The 22,546-nt window shown below is 29.2% G+C and carries 18 protein-coding genes; 12 read left to right on the forward strand and 6 right to left on the reverse strand.

Features of this window, described 5'->3' with window-relative positions; translation table 11 throughout:
* The first annotated feature begins 53 nt into the window (after positions 1-53).
* Positions 54-1,058: a c-type heme family protein gene (locus tag MPF13_RS03315; RefSeq protein ID WP_249980894.1), complete on the forward strand. Its 1,005-nt coding sequence runs from the start codon at positions 54-56 to the stop codon at positions 1,056-1,058.
* Between the two features lie 12 nt (positions 1,059-1,070).
* Positions 1,071-1,367, forward strand: coding sequence for a thioredoxin (trxA, locus tag MPF13_RS03320; RefSeq protein WP_249980895.1), 297 nt, complete (start codon positions 1,071-1,073; stop codon positions 1,365-1,367).
* A gap of 56 nt (positions 1,368-1,423) precedes the next feature.
* On the opposite strand, the gene nadB is transcribed toward trxA, so the two are convergent.
* Positions 1,424-3,010, reverse strand: coding sequence for an L-aspartate oxidase (gene nadB / locus MPF13_RS03325; protein WP_249980896.1), 1,587 nt, complete (start codon positions 3,008-3,010; stop codon positions 1,424-1,426).
* A gap of 13 nt (positions 3,011-3,023) precedes the next feature.
* On the reverse strand, positions 3,024-4,016 hold the full coding sequence (gene nadA, locus MPF13_RS03330) for a quinolinate synthase NadA (RefSeq protein WP_249980897.1): 993 nt from the start codon (positions 4,014-4,016) through the stop codon (positions 3,024-3,026).
* 104 nt (positions 4,017-4,120) lie between these two features.
* Here nadA and MPF13_RS03335 point away from each other — a divergent pair, with 104 nt between their 5' ends.
* The gene (locus tag MPF13_RS03335) at positions 4,121-4,702 is read left to right on the forward strand and encodes a methyltransferase domain-containing protein (RefSeq protein WP_249981000.1); all 582 of its coding nucleotides are present in this window, start codon (positions 4,121-4,123) and stop codon (positions 4,700-4,702) included.
* Positions 4,703-4,739: 37 nt separating this feature from the next.
* Here the strand turns inward: MPF13_RS03335 and MPF13_RS03340 are convergent, their stop codons facing one another.
* Together MPF13_RS03340 and MPF13_RS03345 are read right to left on the reverse strand one after the other, a co-directional pair.
* Complete coding sequence (locus tag MPF13_RS03340) at positions 4,740-6,842, reverse strand: TonB-dependent receptor domain-containing protein (protein WP_249980898.1); 2,103 nt, start codon at positions 6,840-6,842, stop codon at positions 4,740-4,742.
* A 64-nt stretch (positions 6,843-6,906) separates the two neighbouring features.
* Positions 6,907-7,281, reverse strand: a complete 375-nt coding sequence (locus MPF13_RS03345) for a hypothetical protein (protein ID WP_249980899.1) — start codon at positions 7,279-7,281, stop codon at positions 6,907-6,909.
* Positions 7,282-7,484: 203 nt separating this feature from the next.
* On the opposite strand from MPF13_RS03345, the gene MPF13_RS03350 reads away from it, so the two are divergent.
* The 9 genes from MPF13_RS03350 to MPF13_RS03390 all read left to right on the forward strand — a co-directional run bounded on the left by MPF13_RS03350 (position 7,485) and on the right by MPF13_RS03390 (position 17,435).
* A complete protein-coding gene (locus tag MPF13_RS03350; protein WP_249980900.1) occupies positions 7,485-8,816 on the forward strand; it encodes a cytochrome ubiquinol oxidase subunit I in 1,332 nt (443 codons plus the stop codon).
* A gap of 5 nt (positions 8,817-8,821) precedes the next feature.
* On the forward strand, positions 8,822-9,898 hold the full coding sequence (cydB, locus tag MPF13_RS03355) for a cytochrome d ubiquinol oxidase subunit II (protein WP_249980901.1): 1,077 nt from the start codon (positions 8,822-8,824) through the stop codon (positions 9,896-9,898).
* A 14-nt stretch (positions 9,899-9,912) separates the two neighbouring features.
* On the forward strand, positions 9,913-10,212 hold the full coding sequence (locus MPF13_RS03360; RefSeq protein WP_249980902.1) for a hypothetical protein: 300 nt from the start codon (positions 9,913-9,915) through the stop codon (positions 10,210-10,212).
* An 87-nt stretch (positions 10,213-10,299) separates the two neighbouring features.
* Positions 10,300-10,926, forward strand: a complete 627-nt coding sequence (locus tag MPF13_RS03365) for a DUF2202 domain-containing protein (RefSeq protein ID WP_249980903.1) — start codon at positions 10,300-10,302, stop codon at positions 10,924-10,926.
* 144 nt (positions 10,927-11,070) lie between these two features.
* Positions 11,071-12,381, forward strand: a complete 1,311-nt coding sequence (locus MPF13_RS03370) for a TolC family protein (protein ID WP_249980904.1) — start codon at positions 11,071-11,073, stop codon at positions 12,379-12,381.
* A 97-nt stretch (positions 12,382-12,478) separates the two neighbouring features.
* Positions 12,479-13,558, forward strand: coding sequence for an efflux RND transporter periplasmic adaptor subunit (locus MPF13_RS03375; protein ID WP_249980905.1), 1,080 nt, complete (start codon positions 12,479-12,481; stop codon positions 13,556-13,558).
* Positions 13,559-13,667: 109 nt separating this feature from the next.
* Positions 13,668-16,862, forward strand: a complete 3,195-nt coding sequence (locus MPF13_RS03380) for an efflux RND transporter permease subunit (RefSeq protein ID WP_249980906.1) — start codon at positions 13,668-13,670, stop codon at positions 16,860-16,862.
* Between the two features lie 38 nt (positions 16,863-16,900).
* Positions 16,901-17,206, forward strand: coding sequence for a hypothetical protein (locus tag MPF13_RS03385; protein ID WP_249980907.1), 306 nt, complete (start codon positions 16,901-16,903; stop codon positions 17,204-17,206).
* A 19-nt stretch (positions 17,207-17,225) separates the two neighbouring features.
* Positions 17,226-17,435, forward strand: coding sequence for a YgaP family membrane protein (locus MPF13_RS03390; protein WP_249980908.1), 210 nt, complete (start codon positions 17,226-17,228; stop codon positions 17,433-17,435).
* 332 nt (positions 17,436-17,767) lie between these two features.
* On the opposite strand, the gene MPF13_RS03395 is transcribed toward MPF13_RS03390, so the two are convergent.
* Together MPF13_RS03395 and MPF13_RS03400 are read right to left on the reverse strand one after the other, a co-directional pair.
* A complete protein-coding gene (locus MPF13_RS03395; RefSeq protein ID WP_249980909.1) occupies positions 17,768-21,214 on the reverse strand; it encodes a PPi-type phosphoenolpyruvate carboxykinase family protein in 3,447 nt (1,148 codons plus the stop codon).
* Between the two features lie 126 nt (positions 21,215-21,340).
* Positions 21,341-22,519 (reverse strand): acyl-CoA dehydrogenase family protein, encoded by a 1,179-nt coding sequence (locus tag MPF13_RS03400; protein ID WP_249980910.1) that lies wholly within the window; start codon positions 22,517-22,519, stop codon positions 21,341-21,343.
* Between the last annotated feature and the right edge of the window lie 27 nt (positions 22,520-22,546).

The raw sequence follows: 22,546 nt of genomic DNA on the forward strand, positions 1-22,546 counted from the left end.
AATTGTTACTGTTTATTATGTGTATACGTTTTATTTTTGTTTAAAAAAATAAGATGAAACCATTAACTCTTTTAATAGTACTTTCTTTTTTGTTTAGCTGTAAAGATTCTCAAAGACCATCTTACTCTAAAAAGAAAATAACAACACAAAATTCTTCAGAATATAAGGGCAAAAAGTTAATGGAAACAAACTGTTACGTTTGTCATAGTCCTACAGCTTCAGAAGAAAGTAGAATTGCTCCACCAATGATTGCTATTAAAAAGCATTATATAGGAGATAAAACTACCAAAGAAGAATTTATAAAATCAATGCAAAATTGGATTAAATTCCCAACTCAACAAAATGCAAAAATGTATGGTGCAGTAAAGCGTTTTGGTTTAATGCCAAAACAGGGTTACCCAGAAGAAACCATAAAACTAATTTCTGAATATATGTTTGATAATGAAATTGAAAAACCAGAATGGTTTGAAGAGCATTATAACAAAGAAAGAGGAAATGGTAATGGAAAAGGTAAAGGAATGGGAAATGGAAAAGGAATGAAAAGGCATTTACAAGGAAATAACTCAGAGAATTTAACAGATAGTGAAAGAGGTTTAAAATATGCACTTTCTACAAAAGCAGTTTTAGGTAAAAACTTAATGGGTACAATACAAAAAAAAGGAACTTTAGCAGCTCTAAAATTTTGTAATGTAAAAGCTTATCCTTTAACAGATAGTATGGCTATTGTTAACAATGCAACAATAAAAAGAGTTTCTGATAAACCTAGAAACCCAAAAAATTTAGCTAGTAAAATTGAAAAAGGGTACATAAATCTATTCAAAGAAAATATAAAACTAAATAAAGAGTCAGAACCAATAGTTGTAGATTCTGGCAAGAATGTAAACTTTTACTATCCAATTAAAACAAATAGTATGTGTTTACAATGTCATGGAAATCCAACTACAGACATTAAACCAAACACATTAACACACATAAATGAGTTATACCCAAAAGATTTAGCAACAGGTTATAGCGAAAATCAAATAAGAGGAATTTGGAGTATCACTTTTAATAAATAATATTTCTTAGGCATGAGCAAATTTTTAGACATCATCAATAAAGATAAACCAGTTTTAGTAGATTTTTTTGCTGAATGGTGTGGTCCTTGTAAAATGATGAGTCCTATTTTAAAAGAAGTTAAAGATACATTAGGAGACAAAGTTTCTATTATAAAAATAGATGTAGATAAGAACCAACCTTTGGCTGCAAAATATCAAGTTAGAGGTGTTCCTACATTAATTTTATACAAATCTGGAAAGCAAGTTTGGAGACAATCTGGAGCTGTACAAAAAAATGAGTTAGTTTCTATTATTAATAATTTTGGTTGATTATTATAATAGTGTTGGTTGATAAGCACTTGAGGATTCCTCAAGTGCTTTTTTGTTTATTTTATACAATCTAAACTATAAAAACCACCACAGTTTTCGGTTCTAGTTTTAGAAAATTGAGTAATTAAATATGCAGTAGTAATTAAGTTTCTTAGTTCGCATAAATCTACAGAAAGCTCAGAATGATCATACAAACGTTTGTTGTCTTCATACAACACTCTTAATTTTTTTTCTGCACGTTTTAAACGTTCATTAGAACGTACAATACCAACATAATTAGTCATAATAGTTTTTACTTCGTTTCTATCATGAGTAATTAATATTTTTTCCATGTTTTTTATAACACCACTATCATTCCAAATTGGTATGTTTTTGGGTGTTTTGGCATTTTCAAACTTTTTAGAAATGTTTAAAAAAGCTCTATGAGCATAAACAAGTCCTTCTAATAAAGAGTTAGAAGCTAACCTATTTCCTCCATGTAAACCAGTTCTTGTTACTTCACCACAAGCATACAATTTTTTAATAGAAGTTTTTGCATTCTTGTTTACATTTACCCCACCACAAATATAATGAGATGCTGGTACAACAGGTATATAGTCTTTTTCTACATTAATATTTAAAGAAGCACATTTTTCTGTAATATTAGGAAAATGGTCTTTAAATTTTTCCATATCTAAATGTGTACAATCTAGATAAACATGTGGTTTTCCACTTTTTTTCAATTCATTATCAATAGCTCTAGCTACAATATCTCTAGAAGCTAATTCTTCTCGTTCATCATATTTGTGCATAAAAAAGTTACCATTGTAATCTCTTAATTTAGCACCAAAACCTCTTACAGCTTCCGATATTAGAAAAGCAGGATATTCTCCTGGATTATACAAAGCAGTTGGATGAAATTGAATGAATTCCATTTCAGAAATTTCTGCTTTGGCTCTATAGGCAATACCAATTCCATCACCAGTGGCAACTACAGGATTTGTTGTTGTTTCATAAACTTGACCATTACCACCAGAAGCTAAAATTGTAAATTTACTAACAAAGGTTTTTACTTTTGAGTTTTTTTCATCTAAAACATAAGCTCCATAACAAGAAATTTTACTGTTACGTTTTGTTTTTTTCTTTTTTACTTGATGTTCTGTAATTAAGTCAATTGCATAATGATAGGTTAAAAAATCTATATTTGGTAATGCATTTACTTGTGCCAACAAAGCACGTTCTATTTCTGCACCTGTAATATCTGTATGATGTAATATTCTATTTTGAGAATGCCCTCCTTCACGTCCTAAATCATATTCTCCTTGCTCATTTTTGTCAAATTTGGTACCCCAATCAATTAATTCTTGCAATCTATCAGGAGCCTCTTCTACAACCATTTTAACTACTTCTTCATCACACAAGCCATCACCAGCAATTAAAGTATCATTAATATGTTGTTCAAAACTATCTACTGCTTTATTATAAACTGTAGAAATTCCACCTTGAGCATATTTGGTGTTCGATTCATTTTGTTCATCTTTAGTAACAATTGTAATTTTTGCTTCTTTAAATTTAATTGCAGTTTTTAAAGCAAAAGTTAGCCCAGAAATACCAGAACCAATTACTAAAAAATCAGTAGATATAATTTTTTTATCAGTTAACATTTCAAATGAATTATTAAGAAAGTTCTAACATTCTATTAATTGGAATAATAGCTTTTTTAGCCAATTCACTTTCTACTTCTATATTTGGTAACTCATGTTTTAAACATAAATACAATTTTTTCATTGTATTCATTTTCATGTATGCACATTCACTACAAGCACAAGTATTGTCTTCTTTTGCAGGTGCAGGAATTATAGTTTTATCAGGATTTTCTTGCATCATTTGAAACAAAATACCTGCTTCTGTAGCTACAATAAATTTTTCTTTTTTACTGTTTTTTACATGGTTTAATAAACCAGAAGTAGAGCCAATATACTTGGCAACTTTAAGCATATGAGCTTCAGATTCTGGATGCGCAATTAATTCTGCATCTGGATGTTCTTTGTACAAATCAATCAATTTTTCCATAGAAAAAGCTTCATGAACCATACAAGCTCCATCCCAAAGTAACATTTCTCTACCAGTTTCTTTGTTTAAATAATCTCCTAAATTTCTATCTGGAGCAAAAATTATAGGTTGATCTTCTGGTATAGAATCAATAATTTTTCGTGCATTAGATGAGGTACAAACATAGTCACTCAATGCCTTTATTTCTGCAGAACAGTTAATGTAAGTAACTACCAAATGATCTGGATGTTGTTTTTTAAAAGCTTCAAAACTATCTGGAGGACAAGAATCTGCTAAAGAACAACCTGCTAATAAATCTGGTAATAAAACCTTTTTATCAGGATTTAAAATTTTAGCTGTTTCTGCCATAAAATGTACTCCAGCAAAAATAATCATATCTGCATCAGTTTTAGCAGCTTGTTGTGCTAAAGCTAAACTATCTCCAACAAAATCTGCTATTTCTTGAATTTCATCAATTTGATAATAATGAGCTAAAAGAACAGCATTTTTTTCTTTTTTTAATCGAAGAATTTCTTCTAAATAGTTAATGTTAGAAGTGTCTATATCTAAAAATCCTTTTTCATTAAGATTTTTCTTTGCAGTAGCTAAAGTTTCCATAAAAAATGTTTATTTTGAACTAGAATGCAAATATAAACTCTATTTTTTTGGTAGGGAAATAATGGAGGTTATTCTATGAAATTATAACTATAATATTAGAAATGTTGAATTTATCGGAAAGTTTTTGGGAAAATAAGTATAAAACAAACAAAATTGGATGGGATTTAGGAGAGGTGTCTCCACCTTTAAAAACTTATTTTAATCAATTAACTAATAAAGAGCTTAAAATACTGATTCCTGGTGGTGGAAATTCTTATGAAGCAGAGTACCTTTTTAACCTCGGATTTAAAAATGTGTATGTAGTAGATTTAGCAAAATCTGCATTAACAAATATTAAAGAAAGAATTCCAAATTTTCCTGATGAGCAATTAATTTTAGGTAATTTTTTTGATTTAGAAAATGAATTCGATTTGATTATTGAACAAACTTTTTTCTGTGCAATAAACCCAGAGCTAAGAAAAAAATATGCTTCAAAAATGAATGATTTGTTAAAGAGTAAAGGAAAGTTAGTTGGCTTACTTTTTGATGCAAAATTAAATGAAGATCATCCACCTTTTGGTGGAAATAAAGAAGAATATATTTCTTATTTTAAAGAATATTTTTCAATAGAAACTATGGAAAAATGCTACAATTCTTATCATAATAGAGATGAAATGGAGTTGTTTGTTAAGTTTCTAAAGAAATAAAAAAAGAGCGAATAAATAGTATTCGCTCTTTTTTAGATTAAAACTTATACTGTAAAAAAGCAGAGAAATTACGACCAGGTTCTGTAACTGGTGTTCTTCCAAAATTTGCTTGATTTGTAAATGAAAAGTTTAAATGGTTGTTATAACCTTGGTTAAAAACATTTAAAACAGCAACTCCTAAAGTTACATTTTTAAGAGGTTTTCCTCCAAAGCGTAAATCTAAAGTTTGATAACCTTTAGTAGTTGTTTCTCCAAAACTAGCAGAAATATTATCTTGTTTAGAAACTAAATTATATTGTGCATTTGCCCATAAATTTTCTTTTTCAAAACCAAAAGATAATTTGGTTGTAAAAGGTGGAGTTAATGGTAAAGATTCGTCTAAATCTTTATTTTTAGTATCCACATAAGAAAACGCTGTTTTAAAATTATAGTTTTCTAAAAAGTTTAATTGTAAGCTTGCTTCAAACCCCATTTTATAAGCATTGTCTAAGTTTTGAAAAACTTTTGGGTTTACTGGGTTAACAGTTGGCATAAACTTTCTTGTTAATGTATTATCTACAATACCAACAATGTAGTTTTCGAAATGAGAATAATAAACAGAAGTTTCAAATTGGAAGCTATCAAATCCGTTTTTTAATTCTTCAAATCCTTTAATTCCTATTTCAAATTGATTGTTAACTTCTGCTTTTAAATCTGGATTTCCAATATATTCATAAGGATCTTGCCCTACTGTAAAATGATTAATATAACGTTCTATCATGTTTGCAGTTCTTGTTCCACGACCATAAGCAGCTTCTAAAACATAGTTTTCTGAAAGCATTTTTTTAATAGAAACTGTTCCACTAAAAGTATGCTCTGTACGTTTATTTAAATTGTACATAGTTGCAAAATCTGCTTCAGGATCTTTTATGTCTGATGTTACATTATCATAACGAATTCCTGCAGTAAGAATAGATTTTTCACTTAAATTATATTTTGCTTCTGTAAAAAAACCAAGATCTGTAATGTAAGAATCTTGCCAAACTTTATCGTTAAAAGTCATAGGAGTAGGCAACGTATTTCCGTTCATAATTTTAACAACTCTTACTCTTCCACCATCTCTAGAAATGTTCATTACATCAATTCCAGAAAAAAGATTTAGTTTTTCTGTTGGTTGCCAATTCATTTCAATTTTACCACCTATAGTTGTAGCTTCTACTGCAGATTCTGCTTCCATCATCATAAAAGAAGGTCTGTTAAAATTGGTCATTAAATGATCTACATAACTATGGTAACCTTTTACTGAAATAGATTTTATTACGTCTGCAATATTATCAATTTTATAATCTACAGAAAGTATACTGCTGTTATCATATTCAGTATCCATAGGTAATGCAGCGTGTAAAACATCGCGTCCAAAAGATTGTCTCCAATCTAATTTTAAACGTTGGTTTTTAGTAAAGTTGTAACCTAATTTAATTCCATAATCAGAACTACTAAAAGAAGATGGAATTTCAGTTCCAAAACCATCTTTATAATTTCCAAAATCTCTGTAACCAACATTGGCAACAATGTCAAATTTCTCTGTTATATATTGCAATTCTGCTAAGTTTACTAAAGAGTTTCCATTGCTTTCAAAACCTGCAGAAACTTTACCATGAAAACCATAATCTTCATAATTAGGTTTTTGAGTAACTAGGTTTATAATTCCTCCAAAAGTGGCCCCATATCTTACAGTATAAGGTCCTTTTATAATTTCAATTTTCGAAATTTCTTCAGGAATAATATGTGTTGTAATGGGATCCATTCTGTTAGGACACGCATGCATTGCTTTTGTACCACCATCATATTGAATGTTTAATTGCTCATATTGAGAAGCTCTAAAAGACGGATCTATAGCATAGTTACCTCTTTTAATAACAGAGAAACCATTAATGTTGTTAAATAAATCTGCAACGTTTTTTGGTTGCACAATTTTTTTAGCATATTTATTTGCGATTGAGCTAAAAACTGGATCTTTTTTTAGTTTACCAGTAACAATAACTTCATCTAATTTTATTGATTTTTGTTTTAAGCTATCTTTTTTAATCTTTTCTTTTTTTTGACTAAAAGACGCAGCAGAAATTAGCGTGCATAAAAGCACACTATAAAATATTTTCATTTGTAAATGTTTTATATGTAAGTATTTATTTGTTTTATAGAAAATCTATAAACTAAAAAAACAATTACGCATTTGGTGGATGAAAATGAGAATCTATTAACTTAAAACTATAAAGATTTAAGTAATAAAAATTAGGTTTCTTAAGAAGTGTGTTCTTATTTATTTTATGAGAAGAAATTTTTTGATTGTACAGTAAAATGTCTTTAAAATCTATAAGTTGTATAGGTTTGTTTTGCTCTTCGTTAGTAGTTTGTGTAATCTTTTTTAAATGACATTTACCATTACATTGCATTTCTGGAGTATCTTTATTTTCACACAACTCTTCTATAAATCCTATAGGATCTACATTATAATAAATATACGTAATAGATACTCTTAAACTATTATAAAGTATAAGAGTGCTAAAAATTAAAGAGAAAAATAATTTCCAGTTTTTCACAGGTACAAAAGTACTAACTACAAATTTTCTAATCCTAATTTTTAATTAAATTCTTGTTACTTTTTTAATATTTATTACAATAAAGTAACCAATGTTACACACTAAAAAAAGATTGAATTTTAATTTTACAACTTAAAAAAATAACATTTTAAAAATAGATTTAAAACTTTTTTAAAGTATTTTTAATTTTTAAAATATAGAATATGGAAGACATGCTCTTTTATGATAGAATGCAGTTTGCATTTACTATCACATTTCACTATTTATTTCCGCAATTAACAATGGGTTTATCATTGATGATTGTATATTTTAAATGGAAGTTTTTAAGAACAGAAATTGTAAAATACAATGATGCAGCAAAATTTTGGATGAAAATTTTTGCTCTCAATTTTGCTATGGGAGTTGTAACTGGTATTCCTATGGAGTTTCAATTTGGTACAAATTGGGCTAAATTTTCTGAATTAACAGGCGGAATTATTGGTCAAACTTTAGCCATGGAAGGAATGTTTTCTTTCTTTTTAGAATCGTCCTTTTTAGGACTTTTTTTATTTGGAGAAAAGTTGTTAGGACATAAACTTCATTTTGTAACTGGTTTTTTAGTTTTTTTAGGCTCTTGGGCAAGTGGTTATCTAATCATTGCAACACATTCTTGGATGCAATATCCTGTGGGTTATGAAATTTTAGAAAACGGAAAATTTGTATTAAATAATTTTGGAGCTTTATTTTCTAATCCTTGGTTATTACCTTCTTATTTACATAATCAGGCTGCATCTTTAGTTACATCGTCTTTTGTAGTTGCTGCTATTGGTGCGTTTTATTTATTGAATAATAAGCATCATGAATTTGGAAAAATGTTTGTAAAAACTGGTGTTATTTTTGGGTTGATTTCTAGTTTATTAGTAGCTTTTCCAACAGGAGATTTAGTTGCAAAAAACGTAGTAAAATATCAACCTGCAACTTTTGCAGCAATGGAAGGGATTTTTGAAACAGAAGAAGGGGGTTCTGAAATTGTTTTAATTGGGCAACCAAATATGTTAGAAAAGAAATTAGATAACAAAATTGCGGTTCCTAATATTCTAAGTTTTTTAACCTATCAAGAATGGGATGCTCAAATAAAAGGTTTAAATGAATTTGATGAAAGTGTACACCCAACAAATGTACCAGGTTTGTATTATTCATATCACATTATGGTAGGTTTAGGGACTATTTTTATTGGGTTAATGTTATTAGCAGCGTTTCAACTTTATAGAAGAAAATTATACAAAACCAAATGGATTTTATGGGCTTTAATGTTTATGTTGCCTTTTCCATACATTGCAAATACCACAGGTTGGTACACTGCAGAATTAGGAAGACAACCTTGGTTGGTTTATAATATGTTAAGAACAGCAGATGGAGCATCACCAACAGTATCTTCTGGTAATACACTTTTTACCTTATTAGGTTTTATAGGTTTGTATTTACTTTTAGGGATGTTGTTTTTATTGTTAGCAGGTAAAATTATAAACAAAGGTCCAGAACCAGAAACACACTAAGAACTATGGAATTATTTTGGTATATCGTTTTAATGACAATGTTGGCTGTTTATGTAATTTTAGATGGTTATGATTTTGGTGCAGGAATTATTCATTTATTTTTTGCTAAAAAAGAAAAAGATAAAAAAGCAATAACAAATGCAATTGGCCCTTTTTGGGATGCTAATGAAGTTTGGTTAATTGCTTCTGGAGGCGTTTTGTTTTTTGCTTTTCCTACTTTATATGCATCTTCTTTTAGTGGTTTTTATTTGCCGTTAATGATGATTTTATGGTTGCTAATCTTTAGAGCTATTGGTTTAGAATTAAGAGGGCAAATTCATAATAAAATGTGGGAGTCTATTTGGGACAAAGCTTTTGGAATATCTAGTTTATTATTGGCTCTATTTTTTGGTGTTGCCTTGGGTAATGTGGTAAGAGGTGTAAATTTAGGTAATGTTGTAAATGGGGTTTCTACTCAAGAAGCTCACTATTTCTTTTTACCACTTTGGAACCCAACTTTTAGTCCACAAACAGAACAATTAGGAATCATAGATTGGTTTACTTTATTACTAGGTATTATTGGTGTTGTTGCTTTAACTATACATGGTGCAAATTGGATTATTTTTAAAACCAATTCTGATTTAAATGAAAAGTTAAAAAAAGTTGTTTTTAACCTTAATTTTGTGCTACTAGTTTTAGTCATTGTTTCACTTTTTGTTTGGCATATTATAGAGCCTAAACCATTTCATAATTTTATAGACAAACCTTGGTTGTTTATTTTTCCTATCATCACTTTTGTTGGTTTATTTGGATTGTTTAAAGTGAAATCTTTCAAAAAACACGGAAAAGGCTTTTTATTTTCATCGTTGTTTTTATTTGGAGGGTTAACATCAACAGTTGCATCAATTTTTCCAAAAGTATTACCATCAACAAATAATATTAATCCAGATTTAACTTTGTACAATGTTGCTGCAGACGAATATGGATTGTCTGTTGGTGTTTATTGGTTTGCAATTGCTGCAGTGTTAGTAGCTGCTTATATGGTAATTCAATACAGAGTTTTTAAAGGAAAAATGGATGATGTTGGTTATGGAGAGCATTAATTAAAAGTAATGTTATGACAGGTACTTTAATTTCATTAATAAGTATTTTTATAGGAATTATTGGTGCTAACTTATTTGGTTTTTTTAAAAAGAAATACTCCTTTGGATTTACAGGAAATACTTTAATTGGTGTTTTTGGAAGTATATTATTTATCAAATTGTTTGGTAAATTAGGTTTTGATCCTTGGTCTATAATGCAAAATCAATCTTTTAATCTTTTACTATTTATAGTTAATTGTATCGTTTCTTTTTTAGGTGGAGTTTTAGGACTCTTTTTTGCAAAAATGATTTATAACAAATTAAATAATAATTAATTAGCTGTTTATCTTTTATGTAACTTTTGTAACTGTGTAATTTTCTAACATTATTGATATTTGATAAACAATATAAATTAGAAGATTATGAAAGACTTAAAGAATATTTTTCCGGTAATTATCGTATTTTTTTCACTAGTGTTTTTTACGGCTTGCAATAAAGAAGACACTAATGAAACATTAAACCAAAACAATACTGAATTTTTATCTGAAGAAGATAAAAAGGCTCTATTGTTTATGTTAGAAGAAGAAAAACTAGCAAGAGATACCTATACATATTTGAATAACTTATGGAGTATAAATCAATTTAAAAACATAAAAAATAGTGAGCAAACTCACATGGATGCTGTTGAAAAATTATTAATTAAATATAACATTGATTATACCATTTTACCAGTTGGACAATTTGATAATAAAGAGTTGCAAGATTTTTATAATCAATTTAAAATAGATGGATCTGTTAGTAAAGAAAATGCATTTCAAATAGGTGCAACTATAGAAGATTTAGACATTGTAGATTTACAAGAGTTCATTGCTGCAACATCAAATACTACTTTAATTGATGTTTTTGAAAACTTAGTATGTGGCTCACGTAATCATTTAAGAAGTTTTGTTAAAGGTGTAACAAACAGTGGTAGTGTTTATACCCCTCAATTTCTAACTCAAGAGGAATATAACAGTATAATTACAAGTAGTCAAGAACAATGTAATTAAGCATTTAAATTATAAAGCATTTTAAAAAAGCACTTTTATTTATAGAAGTGCTTTTTTATTTAAAGTGTTTTTGTGTCAGTAACATAGGTTACAGACTACCATTTATTCTCAACTTACTTTTGTACCAGATAATTAAAAATATATATGAAAACCACATTATACTTATCAATTCTCTCTTTGTTTGTAGGAAACTTGTTTGTACAAGCACAAGAAATTAAAGAGATTTCTAAAAATGATGTCTTATTAAAAGTAAGAGAAAACAATACAAGTATTAAAATTTCTAAAGAAGAATTTAATGCTGCAAAAGCAGATTACAAACAAACCAATGCCGTTTTTTTACCAAATATTACTGCAAGTCATACTGGTATTTCAACAACAAACCCTTTAATGGCTTTTGGATCAAAATTAAATCAAGGAATTTTAACACAAAACGATTTTAATCCTGCTTTGTTAAACGACCCAACAACAACTCAAAATTTTGCTACAAAAATAGAAGTTCAACAACCTTTAATTAATGTTGATGGTTTCTTTAAAAGAAAAGCAGCAAAATCTAAAATGGAAGCTATGTCTTTAAAAACTGAAAGAACACAAGATTATTTGGTTTTTGAAGTAGAAAAAGCATACATGCAATTGCAATTGGCTTATAAAGCTGTTAATGTTTTAGAAAAAGCATTAGAAACTGCAAATGCTAATAAAGAAATGGCAAACAATAGTTTTAAACAAGGGTATTTACAAAGAGCAGATATTTTAAATGTTGATGTTAGAGTTACAGAAATTAAAAATCAGTTACATACAGCTAAAAGTAATGTGCAAAATGCTTCAAATTACTTGTCTTTTTTAATGAATGATAAAGACTATGTTGTATACAAACCTTTAGAAACCTTAACAATTTCTACACTCAATATTGATGATAAAAGTATTTCTGAAAATAGATCAGATATTAAAGCAATGCATTTAGCTTCTAAAGCTTATGAGCAAATGAATAAAGCAGATAAAATGGCTTTTTTACCAAGATTAAATGCTTTTGGAAGTTATGAAATGTATGACAATAAAATATTTCAGGGTGGAGCTAATGGTTATTTAATTGGAGCGCAACTAAGTTGGGATATTTTTCAAGGTTCAAAGCGTTTTGGAAAAGCTCAAAAAAGTAAAGCTGAATTAGAAAAATCTAAGTTAGAATACAATCAATATATATCTAAAAGCAATTTAGAATTAAACAAAGTAAAACGTCAGTTAGTAGATGCAAAAAACAAATTAGAGTTAACAAGTTTAGCAGTACAACAATCTAAAGAATCTTTAAGAATAAGAAAAAACAGATTTAAAGAAGGTCTAGAAAAAACTTCAGATTTGTTACAAGCAGAAACAAAGTTTTTACAAAAGCAATTAGAATACAATCAAACAATTTTTGAGTACAATTTTACCCAAACTTATTTAGAATTTTTAACCAAAGAATAGAAAAGTAAGTAGTAAAAAGTCTCAGTTTTCAGTAACAAAATAAAATAAAAAATGTCAGGTTGAGCGCAGTCGAAACCTAAAAATAAAACGAATTAAAATGAAAAAATATATCTACATAATTACTTTAATATCAGCTTCATTATTTATTACAAGTTGTGGTAGTGAAGACAAAAAAGCTGTTGTTGATAATACACCAGCAATTAAAGTTACAGTAAGTAATATTACAGAAAACAGTAACAATCCGTTTTTGTCTGTAAGTGGAAAAATACAAGCTTCTAATAGTGCAGATTTAAGTACAAGAATGATGGGTTTTGTTACCAAAGTTCATGTAAATGTTGGCGATAAAGTTAACAAAGGTCAGTTGTTAGTTTCTATAAATAATAGCGATTTAGAAGCAAAAAAAGCACAAGTTAATGCAGGAATTGCCCAAGCACAAACTGCATTTAATAATGCAGAAAAAAACTACAAACGTTATAAAAACTTATTTGCAAGCAGTAGTATTTCTAAAAAAGAAATGGAAGATATGACTGTAAATTTCGAAATGGCTAAAGCTGGTTTAGAAACTGCCAAACAAATGAAAAACGAAATTAACGCACAATTTACATACAGTAATATTACTGCACCTTTTAGCGGTGTAATTACAAGTAAAAATATTGATAATGGAGATATGGCAAATCCTGGAATGCCTTTAATTAGCTTAGAAACTCCTAAGGATTTTGAAGTAATTGCAATGGTACCAGAATCTGAAATTTCTAAAATAAAAAACGGAACTGAAGTTAATGTGTTGGTAAAATCTATTAACAAAACAATAAAAGGTAAAGTAAGTGAAGTAAGTAGTTCTGCAAAAAACACAGGAGGGCAGTTTTTAGTAAAAATAGATTTAGAAAAAACAAACGCTTCTATTTTGTCTGGGATGTTTTCTACAGTTCAATTTCCTGTTGAAAAATCTGCTTCTTCATCTATGGTTTTAATTCCTGTAGAAGCACTTGTTAAAAATGGGCAATTATCTGGTGTTTATACAGTAAGTCAAAGCAATACAGCTTTATTAAGATGGTTGCGTTTAGGAAGAACTTATGGTAATCAAGTAGAGGTATTATCTGGTTTATCTGCCTCAGAATCTTATATACTTTCTGCTGAAGGAAAATTATATAATGGTGCTAAAATTACAATTCAATAACTAATTAGTTGCGTTAGGGATTGACGTGGAAATCCTTTTTTTGCTGCCATTTATGGCAAAAAAAGATTGAAACAGAAAGCCTGTTAAAACGCCCAAAAATAGAAAAGATATGAAAGAAGGTTTAGCTGGAAAAATTGCAAAAGTCTTTATAAGCTCTAAATTAACAGTGTTGCTAATGATCGTTTTTATGGTGATTGGTGTGTACAGTTCGTTTTTAATACCAAGAGAAGAAGAGCCGCAAATAGATGTGCCAATGGCAGATATTTTTGTGGGTTATCCTGGAGCGAGTCCTACAGAAATTGAAAATAGAGTTGTAAAACCTTTAGAGAAATTAATTTCGAATATTAAAGGTGTAGAGTATGTGTATTCTACTTCTATGAACGAAAAAGCAATGGTTATTGTTCAGTTTTATGTGGGCGAAGATATAGAGCGTTCGTTTGTAAAATTATACAACGAAATTAACAAACATATGGATCAAATGCCACAAGGTGTTACACTTCCGTTAGTTAAAACACGTGCAATTGATGATGTACCAATGTTGGGTTTAACATTGTGGAGTGAAAACTACAATGATTATCAATTAAGCCAAATGGCGCAAGAATTAGAAACCGAAATTAAAAAGGTAAATGATGTTTCTATAACTCATAAAATTGGAGGAAGAAACCGTCAGTTAAGAGTGGTTTTAGACAAAGACAAATTAGCTGCTAGTGGATTGGATTTCTTATCTGTTTCTGAAATGATAAAAGCCAATAATTCCCAATTAACTTCTGGTAGTTTTGATAAAAATGATACTGAGTTTTTGGTTAACACAGGTAAGTTTTTAGCTTCTGTAACAGATGTAGAAAATTTGGTAGTTGGTGTGCAACAAAATCAGCCTATTTATTTAAAACAGATTGCAACAATTGTTGATGGACCAGAAGTACCGCAAAATTACGTGTCTTTAGGTTTTGGAAAAGCAAGTGAAAAATCTGCAAATTATAAATCAGAATATCCAGCAGTTACTATTTCTGTTGCAAAAAGAAAAGGAGCAGATGCAATGAAAATTGCAGAAGTTATTTTAGATAAAGTAGATCATTTACGCACAACTTTAATTCCTGATGACGTACATGTAGAAGTAACTAGAAATTATGGTGAAACTGCTTCTCATAAAGTGTCTGAATTATTATTACACCTTATAGGTTCTATTTTTGCAGTTACACTTGTAGTTATGTTAGCTATGGGTTGGAGAGGAGGATTGGTTGTGTTTTTATCTGTACCAATTACGTTTGCTTTAACATTGTTAAGTTACTACATGTTAGATTATACCTTAAACAGAATTACTCTTTTTGCATTAGTTTTTGTAACAGGTATTGTGGTTGATGATTCCATAATTATTGCCGAAAACATGCACAGGCATTTTAAGATGAAACGTTTGCCTTTTAAACAAGCTGCATTATATGCAATTAATGAAGTTGGTAACCCAACAATTTTAGCAACATTTACTGTAATTGCTTCTGTTTTACCAATGGCTTTTGTATCTGGTTTAATGGGACCTTATATGGCACCAATGCCAATTGGAGCATCAATTGCAATGATTTTATCTTTGTTTGTAGCCTTAACAATTACACCTTATTTAGGATATATTTTTTTAAGAGAAAAAGATAAAAAAGGAGCTGAGGAGAAAAAAGAAAAGCCTTTAGAAGAAACTTTAATTTATAGAATTTATAATAAATTAGAAAGGCCTTTATTAGAAAACGGAACAAAAAGATGGTTGTTTTTAGGAGGAACATTTTTATTATTAATTGCAACTATGGGATTATTTGTTACCAATTCTGTTGCTGTAAAAATGTTACCATTTGATAATAAAAATGAGTTTCAGGTAGTAATTGATATGCCAGAAGGAACAACTTTAGAAAGAACAGGAGTTGTTACTCAAGAAATTGCTCAGTATTTATCTACAAGACCAGAGGTGGTTAATTATCAAAACTACGTAGGTACTTCTGCACCTATAACTTTTAATGGGTTAGTACGTCATTATGATTTACGTGGAGGTTCTAATATGGCAGATATTCAAGTGAATTTGGTTGATAAAGGAGAACGTTCTATTCAAAGTCATGGAATTGCAAAATTACTAAGACCAGAAATTCAAAAAATAGCTAAAAAATATAATGCAAATGTTAAGTTAGTAGAAGTTCCACCTGGACCACCAGTATTATCTACGATTGTTGCTGAGGTTTATGGTCCTGATTATGAAAAGCAAATTGAAATTGCCAATAGCGTTCAAATTATTCTTAAAAATACAGATGATGTTGTAGATATAGATTGGATGGTAGAAGATGATCAAAAAGAATATCAATTTGAAATAAACAAAGAAAAAGCAATGTTATATGGTGTTGCTCCACAACAAATTGCTTACACAATGAATATGGCTTTGTCTAACAGAGCAATTACAACTTTATATGATGAAGCAGCTGTAAATCAGGTTGGTTTGGTGTTGAGTTTAGATGAAAAAGAAAAATCTACGATTTCTGATATTTCTCAATTAAAAGTAAAATCTAAAATGGGAACAATGATTCCGATTGCGGATTTAGTAGAAATTAAAAAAACAATTGCAGCTAAAAGTATCTTTAGAAAAAACCAAAAACGTGTAGTTTATGTTATGGCAGATATGGCTGGGGAATTAGAAAGTCCTGCATATGCAATTTTAGGAATGGAAGAAAAATTGAACAAAATTGAACTTCCTGAAGGATATAAAATTAACGAAATGTATTTAGGTCAGCCAGATTTTGAAGATGATTATACTGTAAAATGGGATGGAGAATGGCAAATTACTCTAGAGGTTTTTAGAGATTTAGGAATTGCGTTTTTAGGAGCCATTATCTTAATTTATATTTTAATTGTAGGTTGGTTTCAAAACTTTAAAGCACCAGTTGTAATGATGGTTGCTATACCATTATCGTTAATAGGAATTATTTTAGGACACTGGATGATGGGTGCTTTCTTTACAGCAACTTCTTTTATTGGAATGATTGCATTAGCAGGAATTATGGTAAGAAACTCTGTTTTGTTGATTGATTTTATCAACCTAAGAACCTCTGAAGGAGTGCCATTAAAACAAGCAGCAATTGAAGCAGGTGCTGTTAGAACAACTCCAATTTTATTAACTGCAGGTACAGTTGTAATTGGTGCCTTTGTAATTTTATTTGATCCTATTTTTCAAGGATTGGCAATATCGTTAATGGGCGGAACAATTGTGTCTACAGTATTTACTTTGTTAGTTGTGCCTTTGGTGTATTATATGATTGAAAAGAAAAATTATAAATAGTTTTTTGTTACGCTTAGAATAATTTAAAAAATTAAACAATGAAATTAGTTTTAGTTACAGCAGTAGAAGAGTATGAAAAAGAGGTTTTAGAAATATTTAAGAAAGCAAATATTAAAAACTTTAGTAGTTCAGATATTGATGGTTATAAAAATGTTCCTTCAATTCTAATGGCTTCTAATTGGTTCTCAGCTGGAAAAAGTGGAAATGAATCTACAATGTTTTTTTCATTTACTAATAAAGAAAAGATTGATGGTTTGTTTGTTTTGATTGAAGAATTCAATAATAATTTAGAAACTAACAATCCATTAAAAGCAGTTGTAGTTCCAATAGAAAGATATATATAAATTTAAAAAAAGATAAAAAATGTTAAATAAATATTTTAGAGTAATAGTTGGGTTTATGGTTTTATTAATGGTTGGCTTAACATATTTTGTAAGTATTAATTGGTTGTGGTTTGGTGTATTTATTGGTTTAAATATGATTCAATCTGCCTTTACAAAATGGTGTTTATTAGAAGTTATTCTTTTAAAATTAGGTGTAAAAAAAGAAGGTAGTTCTTGTTCATCTTGTTAATTTAAGATAAAACATTTCCCCCTAAAAAAGAAAGAGGTTGTAATCTGTAAAAAGAGCAACCTCTTTTGAGATTATAAAACTACTGTTTATTATTTTTATTTATTCTAAATAAAAATATATCTTTGCACGATAATTATAATAAATGATTGTTTTTTATACTGAAAAAAAGGCTTTAGTATCTATTGCAAATGCTACTGCTGTTTGTGATAAAGTTTGTACATCTAACTGTTTAAGTGCTAAGAGTAAGTGTTGTAATAAGTACAAAAAAAAGGGCATCAACTGTAAGCGATGCCCTAATATATTGCTAAATTAAATTAGCTGTTTTAAAAAAATTATTTTCTACATAATGGATCTACACCAATAGTTCCATTTAATTGTTCTAAGTAATCTTCAGATTTTACTTCTGTTAAATGTTGTTTAGCTTCTTCTAAACGATCTTTAATATTCATTTCTGCTACTAAATTTGTATTACTAGAGTAAGAAATAAAATCTTCTAAGTATTGAATTTGTCTAGAGTAAAAAGCAATATCTTTTTGTTGCTTTAATTCTAATCTTTCTTTATACCAATCACTATTTACTACATATTCTCTATCAAAATACTTTCTTAATTCAGGATCACTAATATCTTTACCTTCATAAGTTCCATAAGCCATAATGTTTAAAAGAATTTTTAAAGGAGGAATTGCAGCTTCTACACTTCCGTCTTCAAAATAATTTAAAGCAACTTTTTGTTGTGCCTCACAAATGTTTTTAATACCATCTACATAGTCTTCTAAACCTTGTAATTCTGGTTTTAACATTCTTTCATTAAATACAGCTGTTGGTTCATCAAAAATTCTACTCATACATCTGTAAGCGAATTTTTTAGTAATTCTATAACCTAATCTACTAGCTAAGATAGTTTCTCCTTCAAATTCAAAATCTTCAATTTTTTCAAGAGCTCCTTTTTTAATTAAATAGTTAGGGTCTCTATCTTTAGTTTCTAATCTTGCCCAAATTTCTGGAATTAATAAACTAACATCATGATCAATTTTGTTTTCTGCACCTACATAACCTGCTGCAGTACTAAATCCATTAGATTCTGTTAAGATATGAGATAATAAAGCATTATTTAAATCTGTTGTTGGAGTTAACATATTAAATGGTGCTTTTGTTAAAGCTCCTTCAGAACCTGCTCCTGTTGTTGATGGAGATTTACCTGTTAAACTACAGATAAAGTCCATAAATAATTCTGGAGTTTCTTGGTAATGAATAGGGTTATAAACCGCTAATGGTCTTATTCCTGCTGCTTTATCTACTGGGTTGTTTCTTCTTCCTGGTAAAACTGCATTTACAACATGGTTTAGAGGGTCTTTTAAAGACATTTTTCTAACCAAACGTACACCTATATCTGCTAAATAACTAGCTTCAGTTTCTTCTTTAAATCTATTAGGCTCTAAATAACGAGGATTTTTGGTAGGTTCTCCATTTACTATTCTAGTATGAGAAGGAACAACAAAATACTCTTCTTCTTTATCGCTTTTAACTATAGATTCTATAAAATCTTGAACAGGTTTTGTATACTTATCAAAGTTAATAGTGTCTTCATATAAAGCAACAGCATCTTCTTTTTTAAGTAATTCGTAATTTGTTAAAAAACGTCCATCTGTTACTAAATCTAACTCTGCTCCTTTATCATATCCTCTAACTACAGCTTCATCTGGTCTTTGAAATAAATGAGCTTCACAGTTTGTAAGAACTTTTAAACTCTTGTTAGTAAACTCTGGGTTTAAGTGAGATAATCTGTTTCTTGGTATTGTAATAGAAGCAGTAATATCATCTTCTGTTTGAATTTTTTCACTTGGAGAAAAATCTGAACGTAATTTGTTTAACATCCAATTTCCTTCTGGGTTAAATCCAATACGAACATAACTACCAACAACTGGAGTGTTTTGATATCTTACACCTGTACCTTTTTGACCGTTAATAATTTCTACAGTCATGTACTCTTTCCAGTTTAAACCTCCATGAGCTTGTCTGTATAAACGTTTTACAAATAAAACTAAAGAACGAATATGAACAGGAATGTTTTTTAACATCTCATTATACTCATCTGAGTTTTGTTCTGATGGAGTTAATAATCTTACAGCAGAACTTAAAGTTCTTTTTTCACTTAAGAAAGATCTAGAAATTGGTCTGTTAGGATCTTTAACTTTCCAACGATTAGAATATACATACTCTATAATTTCATCTGCTTTTTTGAAATCTTCTTCAATGTTTTGAATGTTAAAACTACTATAAGTAATTGCATTTTGCATTGATTTAGAAATTTCAGATTTTCCTCCACCAGAAACCGTACATGGTTTATGACAGAATACTCCTTCTGCAAATGTGTCTACAATTCTCCATAAATCTATAGATTTATGTTTTTCTAATTTAAATTTATTTCCTGTAGGGTGCACATATGTTTTGTAAGGAGATAAAGTTAACTTTTGCTCTTTACTGTTATGCATCCAAGTAATACTGTTTGTATTGGTATTTACGTAAGCAAACTCTGGAATATAAATAATGTTTGGATATTTTTTGTCGATAGCATAATTTTCAGGCATCACTTCAATAGTATCACCTAAAAGCTCTTTTACGCCTTCAAAAGTATGTTTAAAATTATGGAATTCAGAATAGTCTTTACCATCTAAAGTATCTCCCATAACTCTTCTTGCAAATGCAATTGCACCACCTGCATGTTCTTCTTCTACTAAACCAAATAAGTTAGCAGAGTAACTAATTTGAGTTTTAATTTCTTTTTTAGAATAACCATAGTAATTGTCTGCAATCAATGTAATTACAACACCTCTGTCATCTCTACAAGTAATTTTAAACGCACCTCCATTGTTATAAAGTTCGTTTTCATCTTTCCAACACATTCCGTCTTTTCTTTGACGTTCTGTAGCATCATCAAAATGAGGTAAACCAACTTCTTTCTTCTTCAGTTTTAATAATTGAGGAGCTAAAACAATACAACCTGTATGACCAGTCCAATGTTCTGTATCTAAAGCAGCATCATTATGAGCTAAATTTGGGTCTCCTGCATTACCAAAAATTGATTCTACGAAATCTAAGTTACTAACTAAGTTTCCTGGTACAAAAAATCTTACTTCTAAAGATTTTTCAGAGATTACACCTTTTACTTCTGGACAAACCACAGGTCTTAATAACATAGAAGCCATTACTTTAGCTTGGTCTTCTTGACTAGATGTAAATGGTAATATTTTTAATTCATCACTTGGATTAAAAGCTGCGTTTAAAAAGTGAGCAAATACTATTTTTGGTACTTCAAACTTATCTAATGGCACAGGTAAATCTCCTTCTACAATATGAAAAGTTCCTTTTGTAGTTCTTTTATCATGTAAAGGATTGTTTAAAATACCTTGTTTAACTCTGTTTGATGTAACTAAGTTACTTTTAAAAGAATCTCCATCTGGTGGTAAACTTACTTCTCTAGCTTGTCCTTTTTTAGATAGTATCAAAGTGTCATTTGGTACTATAATAGGTTTGTCTATAGAGACATCTTTTAAATAGTCATTAATAAATTGTTGAATTCTCGCATCTACAGGAGAATGATGATTAGATAATAATCTTGATTTTTCTTTTAAACTTCTTATAAGCCCTCTTGTTAGTTCTTCAAATTTAGGATCTAAAAACTTATCAGTACTATCTGGTTTGTCTTTAAATGTTGGTTGTCCTAAAGACGCTAAACGTAAATTAATAAACTGAACAATGTCTTTTCTACTTTCTTGCATGGTGTTTCACTTGATTAAGTTAGTATTATTCCATGACAAAATTAAAACATGGATTATTTAAAAAACCTAATAAATATCATGTTTCAAGTAAATTTTAACGAATACGATTGAGGAGGGTGAAATTTTTTATTTAAAAGCATTTAAGCCAGTTACGTCTAATCCTGTAATTAATAAATGAATATCATGTGTTCCTTCATAAGTTATAACACTTTCTAAATTCATCATATGTCTCATTATAGAATACTCTCCTGTAATTCCCATTCCTCCTAACATTTGTCTTGCTTCTCTAGCTATTTTTATAGCCATTTCTACATTATTACGTTTTGCCATAGAAATTTGTGCAGAGGTTGCTTTTCCTTCATTTTTAAGAGTACCTAATCTCCATGCTAAAAGTTGAGCTTTGGTAATTTCGGTTATCATTTCTGATAATTTTTTTTGTTGTAATTGAAATTTACCAATAGGTTTGCCAAATTGTACTCTTTCTTTACAGTAACGTAATGCAGTATCATAACAATCCATAGCAGCACCAATTGCTCCCCAAGAAATTCCATATCTAGCAGAATCTAAACAACCTAAAGGAGCTCCAAGTCCAGATTTGTTTGGTAATAAATTTTCTTTAGGAACTTTTACATTGTCAAAAATTAATTCTCCTGTAGCAGAAGCTCTTAAAGACCATTTGTTATGAGTTTCTGGAGTAGAAAAACCTTCCATTCCACGTTCTACAATTAATCCATGAATTCTGCCTTCTTCATTTTTTGCCCAAACCACAGCTACTTGAGCAAATGGAGCATTAGAGATCCACATTTTGGCACCATTTAAAAGATAATGATCGCCCATATCTTTAAACTTAGTTTCCATACCAGAAGGATTAGAACCATGATTTGGTTCTGTTAATCCAAAACAACCTAACCATTCTCCAGATGCTAATTTTGGTAAATATTTATTACGTTGTTCTTCATTTCCATAAGCATAAATAGGATACATAACTAAAGAAGATTGTACTGAAGCTGTAGATCTAACACCAGAATCACCACGTTCTATTTCTTGCATAATTAATCCGTAAGAAATTTGATCTAAACCTGCACCTCCATATTCTTCTGGAATATAAGGGCCAAAAGCACCAATTTCTGCTAAACCATTAACTATTTGTTTAGGGAATTCTGCTTTTTGTGCATATTCTTCGATAATTGGAGAAACATCACGTTTTACCCAATCTCTAGCAGTATCTCTTATTAGTTTGTGTTCTTCAGTTAGTAAATCATCTAAATTATAATAATCTGGAGCTTGAAATAAATCTGGTTTCATATGGTTTATTTGTGATAAATTTTAACA

Origin of the sequence: Polaribacter sp. Z022, assembly GCF_023555495.1 — a bacterium.
GTDB lineage: Bacteria > Bacteroidota > Bacteroidia > Flavobacteriales > Flavobacteriaceae > Polaribacter.

Bases quoted from the DNA above. Each gene is read 5' to 3' on its own strand.
- MPF13_RS03315 (WP_249980894.1), top strand. From the start codon at position 54: ATGAAACCATTAACTCTTTTAATAGTACTTTCTTTTTTGTTTAGCTGT.
- trxA (WP_249980895.1), top strand. From the start codon at position 1,071: ATGAGCAAATTTTTAGACATCATCAATAAAGATAAACCAGTTTTAGTA.
- nadB (WP_249980896.1), bottom strand. From the start codon at position 3,010: ATGTTAACTGATAAAAAAATTATATCTACTGATTTTTTAGTAATTGGT.
- nadA (WP_249980897.1), bottom strand. From the start codon at position 4,016: ATGGAAACTTTAGCTACTGCAAAGAAAAATCTTAATGAAAAAGGATTT.
- MPF13_RS03340 (WP_249980898.1), bottom strand. From the start codon at position 6,842: ATGAAAATATTTTATAGTGTGCTTTTATGCACGCTAATTTCTGCTGCG.
- MPF13_RS03350 (WP_249980900.1), top strand. From the start codon at position 7,485: ATGGAAGACATGCTCTTTTATGATAGAATGCAGTTTGCATTTACTATC.
- cydB (WP_249980901.1), top strand. From the start codon at position 8,822: ATGGAATTATTTTGGTATATCGTTTTAATGACAATGTTGGCTGTTTAT.
- MPF13_RS03360 (WP_249980902.1), top strand. From the start codon at position 9,913: ATGACAGGTACTTTAATTTCATTAATAAGTATTTTTATAGGAATTATT.
- MPF13_RS03365 (WP_249980903.1), top strand. From the start codon at position 10,300: ATGAAAGACTTAAAGAATATTTTTCCGGTAATTATCGTATTTTTTTCA.
- MPF13_RS03370 (WP_249980904.1), top strand. From the start codon at position 11,071: ATGAAAACCACATTATACTTATCAATTCTCTCTTTGTTTGTAGGAAAC.
- MPF13_RS03375 (WP_249980905.1), top strand. From the start codon at position 12,479: ATGAAAAAATATATCTACATAATTACTTTAATATCAGCTTCATTATTT.
- MPF13_RS03380 (WP_249980906.1), top strand. From the start codon at position 13,668: ATGAAAGAAGGTTTAGCTGGAAAAATTGCAAAAGTCTTTATAAGCTCT.
- MPF13_RS03385 (WP_249980907.1), top strand. From the start codon at position 16,901: ATGAAATTAGTTTTAGTTACAGCAGTAGAAGAGTATGAAAAAGAGGTT.
- MPF13_RS03390 (WP_249980908.1), top strand. From the start codon at position 17,226: ATGTTAAATAAATATTTTAGAGTAATAGTTGGGTTTATGGTTTTATTA.
- MPF13_RS03395 (WP_249980909.1), bottom strand. From the start codon at position 21,214: ATGCAAGAAAGTAGAAAAGACATTGTTCAGTTTATTAATTTACGTTTA.
- MPF13_RS03400 (WP_249980910.1), bottom strand. From the start codon at position 22,519: ATGAAACCAGATTTATTTCAAGCTCCAGATTATTATAATTTAGATGAT.